Origin of the sequence: Paraburkholderia caledonica, assembly GCF_000383275.1 — a bacterium.
GTDB lineage: Bacteria > Pseudomonadota > Gammaproteobacteria > Burkholderiales > Burkholderiaceae > Paraburkholderia > Paraburkholderia caledonica.
Map to the genome: position 1 here is coordinate 1280481 of NZ_KB911034.1, position 15847 is coordinate 1296327.

Consider the following 15847-nt stretch of genomic DNA (forward strand, 5'->3'; position numbering starts at 1 on the left):
CCGTGGTCTTCGCAGCAAACGAAACGCTAACGTGCTGCCGGTGCTTCATACCGGTTCGCGAACCGCACCCTGATCGAGCTTGCCGAGCGTTTCCGGCACGATGAACGCGCCGATCAGAAAGATCACGCTGATCGCGCCGACAAAGATCGCGAGCGTCAATGGCAACTGGCTTGCATCTTTTGCGACGAGCGAGACCGCCGTCGGCATCATCCCGCCGATAGCGAAGCCGATATTCCACGACAATCCCGTTCCGGTCGCGCGAATCGCGGTGGGAAAGCGCTCGTTCAGGAAGATCAGAATCGGCGCGTAACCGGCGCTGCCGAGCGCGCTGAGAATCACCGCATAGACGCCGACCATCGTGATGCTGGATGCGCCCGGCAACAGCAGGAACAGCGCGGGCAACGCGAAGAGACGAATCAGCCCGAGCCACACGAACGCTGTCTTGCGGCCGATAAACGTGCTCAGGTGTCCAGCGGCAACCGATGCAATCACCACCGCTACGCTGCACAGCATCAGGATCGCCGCGGCGGCGCCGTTCGGCGCGTGGGTCACCACTTTCAGGAAAGTCGGCAGATAACCCGACGTGAGGTAATAACCGCTGCCGCCGCCTACCGTCAGCAGCAGATTGACCAGGAGGATCGAGCGGTAGTCGCGCGAAAACAGCGTGCGCACCGGCGAGCGCACCACTTCGACTGGCGCCTTCACCGCCGACGTGGAGGCAGCCGCGGCCTTGGCGGCTTTTTCGGCCGCGAGCTTTTTCCACAGCGGCGATTCTTCGAGGCTGCTGAACACGAACAACCCGAGCACCGAACTGACGATGCCGGTAAAGAACATGCAGCGCCAGCCCCAGACATCGAAGAGTTGGCCGGGGAACAGCGTGGACATCGCGAGATACGTGAGCGACGCGAGCAACGCGCCGAGCCCCGCCCCGCCGCCGCCGATCAGTCCCGACACCGCGCCGCGATATTTCGGCGCGACGGATTCGGTGCCGATCGTATGAGTCGACGCCACCACGCCGCCCACGAACACGCCCTGCACGAGACGCAGCACGAGAAAGATGATCGGCGCCGCGAGACCGACCTGCGCGACGGTCGGCAGTGCGCCGAATGCCGCAGTGGAAAGGCCTACGCCGACCACGGCGATGATCATCGCGCCCTTGCGTCCATGGCGGTCCGCATACGAGCCGAACCAGGCCGAACCGAGCGGGCGCATCAGCAACGTTACTGCAAACGACGCGTAAACCGCCGCGAGCGACAGCATCGCGTGATCGGATGGAAAGAACAGCCGCCCGACCACTGGCGCGACGAACAGCAACACGAACAGGTCGAACAGATCCAGTGCCCAACCCAGGCACGAGGCGAATACTGCACCCATCACTTGCCGCTGATCTATCGCGGGCAAGGCGGCGCTATTTTGCGCTGCTAAGGACATCGTCATCTCCTTGACTGTCTGCGGACGTCTCTCGATCGTCCGCGATTTGGCGCACGTTCTTTCGCGTGCTTGGGTGGTGTTAAGAAACCTTGAGGAATGCGTGGCGATGATCGGCGCGGCACGCAATGCCCGCATGCCCGGGAAGGCGCCGCGCGAGTATTGCGTCGGCGATCTTCTCAGCCATCATGATGGTCGGGATGTTGGTATTCGCGGACGGCAGTCGCGGCATCAACGACGCGTCCACGACGCGCAAGCCCTGTGCACCGCGCACGCTGCCCGCCGTATCGGTGACGGCCGCCGGATCGCTGGCGTCGCCCATGCGGCAGGTGCCGCTCGCATGCCAGACGCCGAACGCGTTCGCGCGAATGAAATCCTCGAGCGCGGCCTGATCGGCGAGCAGATCCCCGAGCCGCTGACCACGCGTGAAGAAGCGTTCGATCAACATGCGCCGCAGCGGCGCGGGGCCGTCGAGCAGACGGCCGAGCAGCGACGTCAGCAGCGCATTGCCCGCGCCGACGCGGCTCAGCGCTTTTACCCGTGCGGAAAACGCAGCGGGAAAGAAGTCGCGGGAGTTCTCTCCGAGCCCCGAGGCCGCGACGATTTTCGCGAGCGTCCGCACGCCACAGGCAAGCCGCGCGATATCGCGCGGGTCGTCGAGCAGATTCAGATCGACGCGCGGCGGCGCTGCGGGATCGGCGCTAACGAGTTGCACGCGGCCACGCGAGTGGGGTCGGTTGCACCAGAGAAAAAATAGGCCTAGCCGGTTGCCGAGTTCATGCCAGGCGGCGCGGGTCGCGCTCGACAGATACAGGTCCGACGCTTCGCCGCCCGCGATGCCCGAACTCAGGCGTGCGGCCATCATGCTCGCGCGTCGCCGCGTCAACGGCATGCGCAATTGCGGCGCGAGAAAATGGCAGAACGTGAGCGACGGATGATCCTGCAGATTACGTCCCACGCCCGGCAGATCGATGACACAGTCGATGCCGAGTGCATTCAGCTCCTCTTTGGGGCCGATGCCTGCGTGCATCAGCATCGCGGGCGACTGCAGCGCACCCGCGCACAACACGACTTCGTTCGCGTTGAAACGAACGCGCTCGCCGTTGCGTGCGAGCGCGACCACACCGCGCGCCACGCGCCCTTCCATCACGATGCGCTCCACTCGCAGATCGGCATGGATATGCAGATTCGTGCGCTTGCGCGTGGACTCGTCTAGATACGCGATTGCCGTGGACACACGGCGGTCGTCGAGATTCGAGAATGCGGCGGGAAAAAAGCCGTCGCCGAATTCGGCATTCTGGTCGTGCAGTGGCGCGACACCGTTCTTGCGCAAGCCGGTGGCGAACGCGTTGCAAAAGGGCGGCCAATCGGCCGGCATGATGCGCCTGATCGGCACGGGTCCTTCTTTGCCGTGCAACTCGCCGTCGGGGAAATCGACGTCGCGTTCGAGCTTGCGAAAATACGGCAATACGTCTTCCCAGCCCCAGCCGCTCGCGCCGTTCGCCGCCCACGCGTCGTAGTCACGCGGCAATCCGCGATTGGCCGACTGCACATTGATGCTGGAGCCGCCGCCCATCACGCGGCCCTGTTCATAGACTCGCGGCGCCGAATCGCGCGTGGCGCGCGCCGTCAATTCAGGCCAGATGTACGTGTCGCCGCAAAACACCGGCAGTGGATAACTGTCGAGAATCTCCGGGGGCACGCGGCCCGGCGGCGTGTCCGCACCGGCTTCGATCAGCGCGACGCGCAGCGACGGGACCGCGGAGAGGCGCTGCGCGAGCACGCACCCCGCTGATCCGCCACCGACAATCACGTAATCGAAGTATTCCATCTGCGTGTCTCCTGAATCGTTTTATGTGCTACGGCACCGCGGGTTGTTCAACTGCCGCGAAACACCGGCTTGCGCTTGCCATGGAACGCCTCGACGCCTTCGCGGAAATCGTCGGACGTGCGCAAGCGGCTATAACAATGTCCTTCGAGTTCGATTGCGATCGACAGCGGCGCGTCCTCGGTATCGTTGAGCAGCTTCTTCGCGGTTCGCTGCGCGAGCGGCGAGAACGCACGCAGTTCGTCAACGAGCGCATCGGTGGCCGCTTCGAGTTGCGCGTCGGCCACGCACTCGACCGCGATGCCCCACTCGTATGCCTGCTTGCCCGGAATGCGCCGCGAACGCATCACGATGTCCTTGGTGCGGCCTATGCCGACCATTTGCTGCAAGCGCGCCGATCCGCCGGAGCCGGGAATCTGTCCGAGCTTCTGTTCAGGCAGCGCATAGAAAGTGGTGTCGGTCGCAATCCGGAAGTCGCAGGCGAGCGACAATTCGAAGCCCACGCCGAAGCAGAAGCCGCGATTGGCGGCAATCACCGGCTTCGAGCAGCGCGCCGGCGCCGCGATATTCCAGGCAAGCTTCGACACGTGTTCCGGGGATGCTTCCAGGAAGCCCTTGATATCGCCGCCGCTCGAAAAATGCTCGCCCTTCGCGCGCACCACGATCACGCGAACGCGCTCGTCTTCGTCGAGGGCCTCGAAGGCTGCGCGCAACTGATCCCGCGCATGCATCGAAATCACGTTGAACGGCGGCCGGTGCAGAACGATGTCGGCGCGCTCGCGTTCGGCGTCGATCTCGATCGAAAAGCCGTCGAGGTCTTGCAGCAGGCTCTGGCCGCTGTGGGTAAGCTCGGTCATGAGAATCACTCCTTGTTGATTTCGGTTTGCTTCTGAATCGTTTCGTTGCCGCGCTGGCCATCGCCCTGGCCATTGCTCTCGCCGTTGCTCTCGTCTGTCAGGTATTCACCCGCGGACAGCTTGCGGCGCAAGATCTTGCCGACCGGCGACTTCGGTATGTCGTCCACGAACACGTATTCGCGCGGGCGCTTGAAGTTGACGAGGTCCGACGTGCGGCAATACGCATCGAGCGTTTCGGCGTCGACGTATTCACGCCGTTTGATGAAGGCCACCACGCGCTGGCCCCACCGTTCGTCCTTCACGCCGGCCACCGCGACGTCGTCCACGGCCGGATGCAGCGAGAGCACCGACTCGATATCGACCGGGGAAATGTTCTCGCCGCCGCTGATGATCATGTCGTCGACGCGGCCGGACACATACAGATCGCCGTCGCAGTCGATATAGCCTGTGTCGCCCGTGAAGTACCAGCCGTCGCGCAACGATTTCGCGTTCGCGTCCGGCCGGTTCCAGTAGCCTTCGAACGCTTCGTCGCCCAGCAGGTCGACGATGATCTGGCCTTCTTCGCCGACGTCCGCGAAATCGTCGGGCGTGCCGGCGTCGAGCTTCACGACCCGCAGACGTGTGTTGATGCCCGCGCGCCCCGCGCTGCCCGGTTTCTTCGTCGCGTCCTGGTCGATACTGAATGTGTAGACTTCGGACGAGCCGTAGTGATTGACGAACAGTTGCGGTTCGAACGCCGCCGAGAGCCGTTTGAGCAAGCCATCGTTCATCGGCGCGCCGGCGAAGCCGAGCTTCGTCACCGTGGACGTATCCGTCGACGCGATCGCAGGGTCGCCAAGCAGATCGTGATACAGCGTCGGCACGAGATAGAGGCACGTGACCTTGTGACGCGCGATAGCCTCGAGCGCGAAACCCGCATTCCAGCGACGCGCGCAAACGAACGTGCCGTCCACGAGTGCCATGGCGAGAAGCGAGCGAACGCCCATCGTGTGATAAAGCGGCATCACGCCGAGCGTGCACTCGCCATGACGGTAGAGGTTTTGAGCCACGTGCGCGAGCGCTGCCGCGCGTTCCTGCCGGTGACGCCGCGGCACCCCCTTCGCCTTGCCCGTCGTACCCGACGTATAGAGGATCAGCGAATAATCGTCCGCGACGGCATGTGCATCCGCGTCGGAGTTCGCGCGGCCGGCAACCTTTGTGAGCAGGCTGTCGAAGCCCGCGCTGCGCCCGGGCGCAACGTCGAGTCCGATACGCGGCACCTGTTGCGCTGCAGGACTTTGCATCACCGCCTCGGCCGACACTGGCTCGTAGACGATTGCCTTCGCGCCCGCGTCGCTCACGCAGTAATCCAGCTCTTCCGGTTTTGCCCGCCAGTTCAACGGCACGATCACAATGCCCGCAAACTGACACGCCCAGTGCAGCGTCGCCATTTCCCAGCGGTTTTGCAGCACTACAAGCAAGCGGTCGCCGTGCGCGAGGCCAAGCCCACGCAGACCGTCGGCCACATCGACGATGATGTCGTGCCACTGCGCATACGTGAGCGCAAGCTCGCCGTCCACGAGTGCCAACGCGTTCGGACTGCGCTCGACGCTTTGCAAAAATGTACGCCCCAGATCAAGCATGGCTCGCCTCCAGCGCGTCGCCCGTCACGTTGCGATGCCGGCGGCGCGCGGCCACGTCGAGCACGGCCGCGACGATCGGCGTATAGCCGGTACAGCGGCACAAGTGGCCGGACAGCATGTCACGCACCTGCGCTTCGCTCGGATCGGGCACGCGTTGCAGATAGTCGGCGCACGACATCAGGATGCCTGCCGTGCAAAACCCGCATTGCAATGCGTGATGGCGTTGAAACGCTTCCTGCAGATCGCCGAGCACCATGTCTGGCGCAAGGCCTTCGACAGTGTCGATACGCTGCCCTTGCGCCTGCACGGCCAGCATCAGACAGGACCGCGCCGCAACGCCGCCTACGTGAACGGTGCACGCACCGCAGACGCCGTGCTCGCAGCCTACGTGCGTGCCAGTCGCCCCCAGTTCGTGACGAATGAAGTCGGACAGCAGATCGCGCGGCTCGCAATACGCGCTCCGTTCCCGGCCGTTGAACGTCAGCGTCACGCACTGCCGTTCGTCTCGCCGCACGACTTGCGGCAGGCCGTCTGCCATTTTTCCATTGGATGTGTTGCTCACTTTGCCTCCTCTATCACGCGCCATCCGAGTTGCCGGACCAGATGCCGGCGATAGCTCGCACTGATATGCGCGTTGTCCTGCGCGCCCAGCTTCCAGCTCAAATCGTTCAACGCCCCGCGCAAATCGTCGCCGGACAGACGCGGCCATTGTTCGACCACCGGCCGGTCCGCCACGCCGCCCACGGCGAGACGGATAGCATCGTCGGTGACCACTGCGGCGCACGCGACAATCGCGAAATCGCCATGACGTGCGGAGAATTCCGCGAAGCCATAACGCTCGCCTTCGCGCTTTAGCGGAAACCGCACCGCTTCGACGAGTTCGTCGGGCTCGCGCGCAGTCATCAACATGCCCTGAAAAAACGCGTCCGCCGAAAGCACGCGTGGCTTCTTTTTCGAGCGCAGCATCACGTCGCCGCCGAGCGCGCTCAGCACGAGCGGCAGTTCGGCGCTCGGGTCCGCATGCGCGATCGAGCCGCACACGGTGCCGCGATTGCGAATCTGAAAGTGCGAGATGTGCGGAAAGGCCATTGCGAGCAACGGCACTTCATCGCGTAGCGACGCGCGCCATTCGACGCTGCCTTGCGTCGCCGCCGCGCCCACCGTCAAAGAACCCGCCTTGCGGTCGACGCGTACCGAGTCCAGTTCGCCGGTGCGCGAAATGTCGATCAGCATGCGCGGTTGCGCGAGCCGCATGTTCAGCACGGCCATCAGCGATTGGCCGCCCGCGAGCACGCGCGCGTCTTCGCCGTGTTGCGCCAGTGCGTCGAGCGCATGTTGCGCGTTCATTGCGCGCAGGTAATCGAACGGCGCGGGTTTCATCGTTGTCTCCTGAAGCGGGCCAACAAGCGCGACAGCCACGAACCGCCGCCCTCACCAGAACTGTGGGCAGACGCGTCGAGCGGCTTGCCCGCGGCCTGGCGTCCCAGCGATTCGAACAGTTGACGCAACACGACTTTCGCCGCGCCTTCCAGCATGCGCGCGCCGACCGCCGCGACCTTGCCCGAGACCTGCGCCTCGTAGTCGTACGAAAGACGCGTGCCGGTCGCGATAGGCGTCAGTTCGACAAGACCGCTGCCGCGTGCGCTGCCAAGCGACGAAATGCCAGCGCCCGCGAGTCGCAAACGGTGCGGTGCGTCGATCTCCGACAAACCGATCTTTGCTTCGAACCGCGCCTTGATCATGCCGACGCCCACTGTCACGTCCGCGCGATACTGATTCGGACCTTCGGTTTCGAGTGCGTGGCAGCCGGGAATCACCTTCGCGAGCGCTTTCGGATCGAGCAGCACGGCAAATACGGCTTCGGGCGTTGCGGGCAGATCCACACTGCCTTGCGCGGTCAGCGCCTTGCCGCTGCCGGACATCGCCGGGTTCTTCGGCGCGGGCGCTTCGCGCAACTCAGGGCGCGAGGGCTCGGGGTCGTCGATGCCGATCAGCGCCATGACTTTCGAAGGCGTAAGCGGCAAACGGATGTCGTCGACGCCGAGCGCATCGGCCACCGCATTCGCGATGCATGGCGGCGTGCTCATGTTGTTGCCCTCGCCGAGTCCCTTCGCTCCGAGCGGCGTGAACGGCGACGGTGTTTCCAGATGCACGATCACCGGATCGGGCACTTCGCACGCGGTCGGCATCAGATAGTCGGCAAGCGTGCCCGACTGGAAGCTGCCGTCCGCGCCATAACGGAACTCTTCCATCAGCGCCGCGCCGAGCCCTTGCGCGAATGCGCCGCGAATCTGGCCGTCGGCGAGCGCGGGATTGAGCAACGTGCCGGCGTCGTGCGCGGTCACATAACGGTCGATGCGCACGCGGCCCGTTGCGCGATCCACTTCGACCCCGCACATGTCGAACGCAAAACCGTAGGCTGCCGACGTATTGACGCGATCGTTCTCATCGGGCGCCGCCATGTTCGGCGGATTCCAGAACACCGTCTCGCGCAAGCCGGGCTCCTCGCCCTCGGGCAGCAACGCGGGCGCCCAATGCGGCGCATTCGCGGCGACCCGGCCGAACGGTTGTGCGCGATCCTCCGCGCCTTGCGCGAAGATGCGGCCGCCCTCGAAGCGGACGTCTTGCGGCGCACAGTTCAGTTGCTTCGACACGATGCGCGCGATCTTGTCGCGCACGCGCATGGCCGCGAGATGCACAGTGCCCGCGACCGCGCCCGCAAAGCGGCTCGAATAATTGCCCGCGGCGACCGACCACGCGTCCTTGTGCGTATCGAATTCGACGTTGACGGCCACTTCGTGCGGCGCAATGCCGAGCACATCGGCCACCACCTGCGCGCATACCGTCATGTGGCCCTGGCCCGCAGGCGTCGATGCGATTGTCACGACCACGCCGCCGAGCAGATCCACGCTGACCGTCGCGCTGGCAATCGCGCCGCTTTTCGGACCGGCCTTGCGACGCGCTTCGGCGGGCATTACGGTCGTGATGTAGCCCATGTTCGAGATCGACGGCTCGACGATCGCCGCGAAGCCGATGCCGTACAAGCGCCCTTCGCTACGTGCGGCCTCGCGGCGGGCACGCAGTTCGTCGTAGCCGCCTTCGTCGAGCGCGCGGCGCAACGCTTCCTGATAGTTGCCGGAATCGAGCAGCGCGCCTGCCGCAGCGCGATACGGGAACGCATCGGCGCGCACGAAGTTGCGGCGATACACGTCGAGCACATCGAGCCCGAGTTCGACGGCGATCCGTTGCATGAGCCGTTCGAGCGCGAAATACACCTGCGGTCCGCCAAACCCTCGCACGAGTCCGGTGGGCGTCTTGCTGGTCAGCACGACGCGGTTGCGCACGAGCAGATTGTCGATCGCGTAGGCGCCCGTGAGACACCCATGCATGCGATAGAAGGTGGCGGGCTCCGGCGCACGCACATATGCGCCGCAGTCTTCGAGTTGATCGTAGGACAGCGCGGTGATGCGCCCGTCGTTTTCGACCGCCGCTTCGAGGGTGGAAAGGCGCGCCGTGGCGGACGTCGCCGCACTCAGATGCTCGAGCCGATCCTCGACCCATTTGACCGGCGCGCCGGCCTTGCGCGACGCGAGGCACATCAGCACCACATACGGAAACACCGCCTGCTTCACGCCGAAGCTTCCGCCCGAATCGCGCGGCGCCTTGTGACGCAGACGATTCGCCGGCACGTTCAAGGCCATCGCCATGACCGCGTGCAGCGAGAACGGCCCCATGAAATTCGACGTGACGTCATAGCCTTCGTCGCCAGCAAGATACTCGGCAATCACCACGCCGCATTCGATCGGCGCACACGTATTGCGCGGATAATGCGCGACCAGTTTCACGCGATGCGGTGCCTTTTCGAACGCCGCCTCCGGCTCGCCGTAGCGGAAATGCCGGTCGCTGATCACGTTGCTGCCCACCTTCTCGTGCAGCACCGCAGAGTCTCCGACAGCTTCCTCGATCGACGTAACAGGTTCCAGCGTCGCGTATTCGACCTTGATGAGATCGAGTGCGTCTTCAGCGAGAGCGCGCGTTTCGGCCAGCACGACCGCCACCGGTTCGCCGACATACCGCACGCGGTCCATCGCGAGCGCCCACTGCTCCATCGGCGATTTGACGCCGACCACGAACGGGCGTGACCATGCGCGCAGATCGTCACGCGTGAGAATCGCGCGCACGCCTTGCAGTTGTGCCGCCGCTTGCGTATCGATTGCAAGCAGTTCCGCATGCGCGTGCGGCGAGCGCAAGACCGCCGCGTGCAGCGTGCCGGGACGCACGCCGATGTCGTCGCCATAGCGGCCCCGGCCCGTGAGAATCGCGGGATCTTCGAGACGCTGCATCGGACGCCCTACGTGACGCTGTACGCCTTGCGCGGCGTCGGCCTCGCGGTCCTGTGTGGCCGCATCGGCAGTACTTACCAGATCGCGCTGGTTCATTGCTCGCCTCCCGCTTGCCGTTGCGCGAATTCGTCGGCGAGGCCGCTCCAGCGTTGGGCGATCTCGCCGTGCTCGATACCGAACAGATCGAGAATGCGCCCGACTGTGTGATCGACCACGTCTTCGATTGTTTTTGGATGCGCGTAGAACGCGGGCACCGGCGGCATCACGATCGCCCCCATCTCGGTCGCGTGAGTCATATTGCGGAGATGCGCGAGATTCAACGGCGTTTCGCGTGCGACCATGACGAGGCGGCGACGCTCCTTGAGCATCACGTCGGCGGCGCGCGTCAGCAGGTTGTCGGCGAAACCGTTCGCCACGGCGGCGAGCGTTTTCATCGAGCACGGTGCGATCACCATGCCGGCCGTGATGAACGATCCGCTCGCCACCGCCGCGCCGATATCGCGCACGTTGTAGACCACGTCGGCCAGACTATCGAGGTCGCCACGGGTCATGCCGAGTTCTTGCGCAGCCGTGACCGCGCCCGATGCCGACACGATCAGATGCGTTTCGTGTGTGCCGAGACGGCGCAATGCAGCGAGCAGGCGCGCGCCGATCAGCGCGCCGCTAGCGCCTGAAATGCCGACGACGATGCGCTGCGTCCGAGCCGCGCGCAGGTCGTGCCGGTTAGTGTCGAGCGTCGCGTCAGACATGACCGTCACCGAGATAAGCGTCGAACGCGGCGTTATCCGCCGCGACGAGTGCGTTCAGATCCACTGTGTCCTCACCGGGAATCCGCACGCGCGTGAACACGTGCGACGCATAGGCAACCGGACGCGTCGCGTCGAGCCCCATCTTCGCGCTGATGCCCTGCAGATACGCCGGTGCGTCCTCGGGCTGGCCGACGGTAGTCGACGGATCGAGTGGCGAGCCTTGCGCGCCTTCGATCACGACGAGGTCTCGATCAGCCTGGAAGCGCGTGGCGATTGCCCATTCGATTTCGGCGGGATCGTGCACGTCCACGTCCGTATCGACCACGACCACCTGCTTGATGTCGTAATGCGCGCCGAATGCGCACAGAATCACGTTCTTCGCCTCGCCCTCACGCTTCTTCTCGAACTGCACCCACAGGTGATAACGGCACACTCCGCCCACCGACAGGTGCACGTCCTTCACGTTCGGATGGCTGCGTTGCAGATGCGCGAGCAGCGTCGCCTCGCGGGGAATTGCGCCGAGCAGCAAATGCTCCATCTCGGCGGGCACGATCGTATGAAAGATGGGGTCGTTGCGATGTGTAACGGCGGTGACCTCGATCACTTCGCGCGCTTCCTGTGCGCTGTAGTACTTCGGGAACTCGCCGAACGGCCCTTCCATCTCGCGCACGTTTGGCAAGATGCGGCCCTCGATCACGATTTCAGCGAAAGCCGGTACATGTACTCCGTTGCTCACGCATTTTGCGACCGGCAGCGGTGCGCCATGCAACGCGCCTGCGATCTCCAGTTCGTCGGAGTCGATTGGAGAAATAGCTTGCGACGCAAGCATCGTGAGCGGATCGACGCCTATCGCAACGGCCACGTCGAGCGCGTCGCCGGCCGCTTCTGCCGCTTTCTGGAATGCGTGAAGATGACGCGGCAACAGCAGAATCGCCATGCGGTCCGCAGCGTGCACCTGAATCCGGTTGATCGACACGTTCTGCACGCCGGTACGGGGATTGCGCGCAATCACGAGGCCGGCGGTAATGTACGGGCCGTTGTCGTGTTCGCTATGTGTAGGAATCGGCAATAGCGCGTGAAGATCGATATTCTTCGTATGTACGACCTGTTGGCACGGCGCTTCGTCGCGCGGCACGAGTCGCGATGCGAGCGGATGCTCCGCAGCATCGCTAAAGCGCGCGAGCAATTGGCTTTCGTCCACCCCGAGCGCTTCCGCGATCCATGCGCGCCGGGACATGAAGCCGCTCACCACCGGCACGCGATGACCGCCTGGTCGCGTGAAAAATGCCGCCTGCGTGCCGTCCAGGCGCTTGGCAATCGCCGCCAGTTCGTGTTCCAGCGCGACGGCCTGGTCGATCGTCGCGAGGCGTCCGCTGCACGCGAGATGCGCGAGCCAGTCGCGCAAAGCAAGGGCTCCGCCTTTGCGGGCCCAGCTCGGGTCTGAGGTTTCGTGCGGGGCGGCATCACGTGTATTCATCTGCGTCTCCATCGATGACTGGCTTCATGCCCCGCTTGAATTCCGCTTCATGCCGGAACGGAGCGCCAGTTGATGATGAAAGCGTAACGAGATCCGCGTATAACTTCTAATATGGAATATTGATGCTTCGAATCATTCCCGATGATATGGGTGTTAGCACCAATGACAGCAGTTTGTAGGCGGGTTATCAATCAACCATCCGTATGCAAGGGCATATGCACGAGTCTGTTCACCCTTGTTGATGGCGTGCCGTCCGGTCCGCTGCGCGTGTTCTGATAAGCCGCGCCCCGCTCATTACGTTTGCTGATGTTTTACTCATATCAACATGGACCTCCGGCAAATCCAATATTTCATCGCGCTGTTCGAGGACGGCTCCGTCACCCGCGCCGCTAAACGGCTGAATATCGTGCAGCCCGCGCTCAGCATGCAAATCGGCAAACTCGAAGACGAACTGCATCAGCAACTGTTCGAGCGCAACGCGCATGGCATGGCGCCGACCGCGGCCGGGCGGCTGATGTATCGCCTCTTTCTGCCGATCATGCGCGACCTCGCGCATGCACGTCAGCAACTCGTACAGCGCGACGAAGTGGTGACCGGGCATGTGTCGATCGGGCTGATTGCGTCGGTGACCGAAAGCGTGCTCGCCGATGCGTTGTCGCGCTTTCACGCGCGCTATCCGCATGTCGAAGTGACGGTGGCAGACGGCTACAGCGCGACGTTCATCGACTGGGTGGCGGGCGGTCAGCTCGACGCGGCGCTCATCAACAAACCGCGCGCGCGTCTCTCGCTCGACGCACAGCCGCTGCTCGATGAGGAGATGGTGCTCGTGACGAGCGCCGCGAACGGCCCCGAGCTGCCTCACGCGATCGAACTCGCACAGCTTCCCGAACTGGAACTCGTGCTGCCGACAAAGCGCCACGGCCTGCGCGGCGTGCTAGATACGGCCGCCCAGCACGAGGACGTGCTGCTCGCACCGCGCTTCGAAATCGACGTATTGAGCACGATCGTGAAGCTCGTGGAGAGTACGCGCTTTGCGACTATCCTGCCGCGCATCGCGGTGCAGCGCGCGGTGAGTCAGGGCAGCCTGCGCGCGTATCCGATTCTCGCACCGCGCATCGTGCGGCACATTGTGTGCGTAACGCATCCGCGGCGGCCCTTGAACGCGGCGGCGGATGCGCTCGTGTCGGTAATTGCCGATGAGTTGCGCAAGGTGTCGAGCGCGTCGGAGATGGAGGCCTCGATCGAATAACCACGCGAGGCGCGAACCTTCAATTATTCGGACACATCGGCGAAGCCGCCAAGCCTTGCGCCGAGGGCCCGAATGGCGCGAGCGACGTCCGGTGAAAGCAGTGCCTGCAGTTCGTCGGCATGGCGGTAATCGCGCATGCCGTCGGTCAATGCGCGCTCGCCCGCAATGGCGGGATGACAGTATATTTCTGCGACCCCGCCGCTTAACGAAGCGAGCGCCGTGAGCCACGCGGCCTCGTCCATGCGGCCGCTGCCGGCGATGCCGACGACATAGTCGTTGTGAAAGATGCCTGCACGGTCGAGCCGAGCTTTGACCAGCGCGATCCACGGCCTGAGCCACAGCGGCGCATTCGGCTCGAACGGCAAACGCATCGCCTTCATGCCGAATTCCCGGCCAATTTCGAGGATCAAGCCAAGCACGGTCGGATGCAAATGAAAATGCTTGTGCGTGTTCACGTGATCGAGCGCGAGTCCGGTCCTGGCAAACGCTTGGAACTGCGCGCGAATTTCGCGCGCCAACTGCTCCCGTACATGCGGCAGAAAGAAGAACCGCACGCCGTCGCGAACCATGTTGTCGCCGAAACGACCATGCTTATCGAGCAATGCCCCAATGCAGGTGCGCGGCAATACAGCGTCGCCGTCGGCGAGGACGAGATGAAGGCCCACGCGCAAGTCCGGCATTGCGTGCGCGCGCTCGACTGCATCGTTTGCGGCGGACGCACCGATCATGAGGCTGGCGGCGGTGAGCACGCCGTGTCGATGCGCCTGTTCGACGGCCAGATTCACACGAGAATGCAGGCCGAAGTCGTCGGCGGTGACGATCAGCGCGTGAGGCCTTTCGGCGCACGGCTCGAATACTTGCGGTCCGGAAGCATGCGGCTTTAATGCTTGCGGCTGTGGTACATCCACCTCAGCGGCCATCGGATGCCTCCATCACGTCCATCGAGCGCAATGGCCTCGTGCGCGCGGTCGAACGGGAGCTTCCGACCCGAACGCGCGTGCCACGCCACGTGACATGTGAACCGAAGGCGGCAGCGAGCCATTGAAACAGCAGCAACGTATCGCGCAACGGCAGAAGCGGAAGATCGCGCCAGAACGCATGCCCGAGCGAGTCCGCCGTTGCACCGGGAAATGGGCACCGCAATGCGACCTCATGGCGCGCGGCACGCAGATGCAGCAGCAAACGCGCGGCCACTCCCGCCATGGTGGCGGCCGCGCCGACGAGCGCGCTCCAGCCAGGCGCGCCACCGTTCGCGCCGATCCCGAACCCAGCGCTCAGACACGCGCCGGCGACGAGCCAGGGAGTCGGAAAAGTGATGAACAGAAAAGCGAAACCGAGCGGATTCACCGAACGTATCGTACGTAACCAGCGCGTCTCGCGTTGCCACAGTTCTGCAAAGGTGGGTTCGGTCACGTCGGTGGCCACCATCACGCGCGAGAGCACCGTTTGCAAGCCCAGCGCGCGCACGTGCTCGGCTAGCCAGTAGTCGTCGGCAAGACAGTTCTTAAGGGCCTCGAAACCGCCGATCCGTTCGAGCGTGGCGCGCCGCAACGCAAGCGTGGCGCCGAATCCGAAGCGCCGCGAACCAGCCATGTGCGCAACGCGTACCGAGGGCGCAAACCATTCGTTGACGAATAGCGCGCCCACGCGCGGCCAGAAACCGCCTACACCTTGTGCGGCATACAGACAGGTGAGAACGCCAATGCGTGGGTCAGCAAGCGGCGCTGCCACGCTCTCCAGATAATCGGCCCGCACGGCGATGTCGCTATCGGCAATCACGATCACGTCGTGACGCGCGCGCTCGACCATGTTCATCAGGTTGCTGACTTTCAGGTTGCTGCCATGCACGCGCGTGTCGATCGCAAGCTCGATGTCGAGCAACGGATACGCAGCCTGCAAACGACGCGCGACGGCAATCGCGGGATCATCGGGAGAACACACGCCAAGAACAAGCTGGAAATTCGTGTAACGCTGCTCGCAAAACGTCCGCAGGTTCTCATAGAGACGCGGCTCGGCGCCGCACAGCGGCTTGAGCACACTCACGCCCGCATGCGGCAACGGATCGGTTCGGCACGAGGCGTGCGCGCCGAACTTCGCACCGTGCACGAGGCTTCTGGGATCGACTGCGGGAGCGGCCGGCGAAAGATCGCCGTGGTCCAACGCGGCGCGGCTACGAACGGTAGAGAATGGCATTGCGACCGCCGCAACCAGCGTATACAGCGACGCCGCGATGCAGACGGCGAACAGAATCCATTCGCCTGCAGTGAATGCGTGCGCAACCATTGGCGGATTCC

The 15847-nt window shown here is 64.1% G+C and carries 12 protein-coding genes; 1 reads left to right on the forward strand and 11 read right to left on the reverse strand.

The annotated features are described in order from the left end of the window. Window positions 1–45: 45 nt before the first annotated feature. From H281_RS0105900 to H281_RS0105940, 9 genes are all read right to left on the reverse strand, one after another. Entirely contained in the window at window positions 46–1431 is a 1386-nt protein-coding gene (locus H281_RS0105900) for an MFS transporter (protein WP_020066155.1), read from the reverse strand. A gap of 79 nt (window positions 1432–1510) precedes the next feature. After that, on the reverse strand, window positions 1511–3259 hold the full coding sequence (locus H281_RS35395) for a GMC family oxidoreductase (protein WP_020066156.1): 1749 nt from the start codon (window positions 3257–3259) through the stop codon (window positions 1511–1513). Window positions 3260–3306: 47 nt separating this feature from the next. Next, window positions 3307–4113, reverse strand: a complete 807-nt coding sequence (locus tag H281_RS0105910; RefSeq protein ID WP_020066157.1) for an enoyl-CoA hydratase/isomerase family protein — start codon at window positions 4111–4113, stop codon at window positions 3307–3309. A 5-nt stretch (window positions 4114–4118) separates the two neighbouring features. Beyond that, a complete protein-coding gene (locus H281_RS0105915) occupies window positions 4119–5735 on the reverse strand; it encodes an AMP-binding protein (RefSeq protein WP_020066158.1) in 1617 nt (538 codons plus the stop codon). After that, the gene (locus H281_RS0105920) at window positions 5728–6273 is read right to left on the reverse strand and encodes a (2Fe-2S)-binding protein (protein WP_020066159.1); all 546 of its coding nucleotides are present in this window, start codon (window positions 6271–6273) and stop codon (window positions 5728–5730) included. The genes H281_RS0105915 and H281_RS0105920 overlap by 8 nt, the downstream gene beginning before the upstream one ends. A gap of 20 nt (window positions 6274–6293) precedes the next feature. Continuing rightward, window positions 6294–7115, reverse strand: coding sequence for an FAD binding domain-containing protein (locus tag H281_RS0105925; RefSeq protein WP_020066160.1), 822 nt, complete (start codon window positions 7113–7115; stop codon window positions 6294–6296). After that, window positions 7112–10174: a xanthine dehydrogenase family protein molybdopterin-binding subunit gene (locus H281_RS0105930; protein WP_020066161.1), complete on the reverse strand. Its 3063-nt coding sequence runs from the start codon at window positions 10172–10174 to the stop codon at window positions 7112–7114. Before H281_RS0105930 ends, H281_RS0105925 begins: the two co-directional genes overlap by 4 nt. Beyond that, window positions 10171–10827: a UbiX family flavin prenyltransferase gene (locus tag H281_RS0105935; RefSeq protein WP_020066162.1), complete on the reverse strand. Its 657-nt coding sequence runs from the start codon at window positions 10825–10827 to the stop codon at window positions 10171–10173. The genes H281_RS0105930 and H281_RS0105935 overlap by 4 nt, the downstream gene beginning before the upstream one ends. After that, window positions 10820–12304, reverse strand: coding sequence for a UbiD family decarboxylase (locus tag H281_RS0105940; protein WP_020066163.1), 1485 nt, complete (start codon window positions 12302–12304; stop codon window positions 10820–10822). Before H281_RS0105940 ends, H281_RS0105935 begins: the two co-directional genes overlap by 8 nt. A 325-nt stretch (window positions 12305–12629) precedes the next feature. Here H281_RS0105940 and H281_RS0105945 point away from each other — a divergent pair, with 325 nt between their 5' ends. Further along, a complete protein-coding gene (locus H281_RS0105945) occupies window positions 12630–13553 on the forward strand; it encodes a LysR family transcriptional regulator (RefSeq protein WP_020066164.1) in 924 nt (307 codons plus the stop codon). 23 nt (window positions 13554–13576) lie between these two features. Here the strand turns inward: H281_RS0105945 and hpnK are convergent, their stop codons facing one another. Together hpnK and hpnI are read right to left on the reverse strand one after the other, a co-directional pair. Continuing rightward, window positions 13577–14473, reverse strand: coding sequence for a hopanoid biosynthesis-associated protein HpnK (gene hpnK, locus H281_RS0105950; protein WP_020066165.1), 897 nt, complete (start codon window positions 14471–14473; stop codon window positions 13577–13579). After that, complete coding sequence (hpnI, locus tag H281_RS0105955; protein WP_020066166.1) at window positions 14463–15836, reverse strand: bacteriohopanetetrol glucosamine biosynthesis glycosyltransferase HpnI; 1374 nt, start codon at window positions 15834–15836, stop codon at window positions 14463–14465. Before hpnI ends, hpnK begins: the two co-directional genes overlap by 11 nt. Between the last annotated feature and the right edge of the window lie 11 nt (window positions 15837–15847).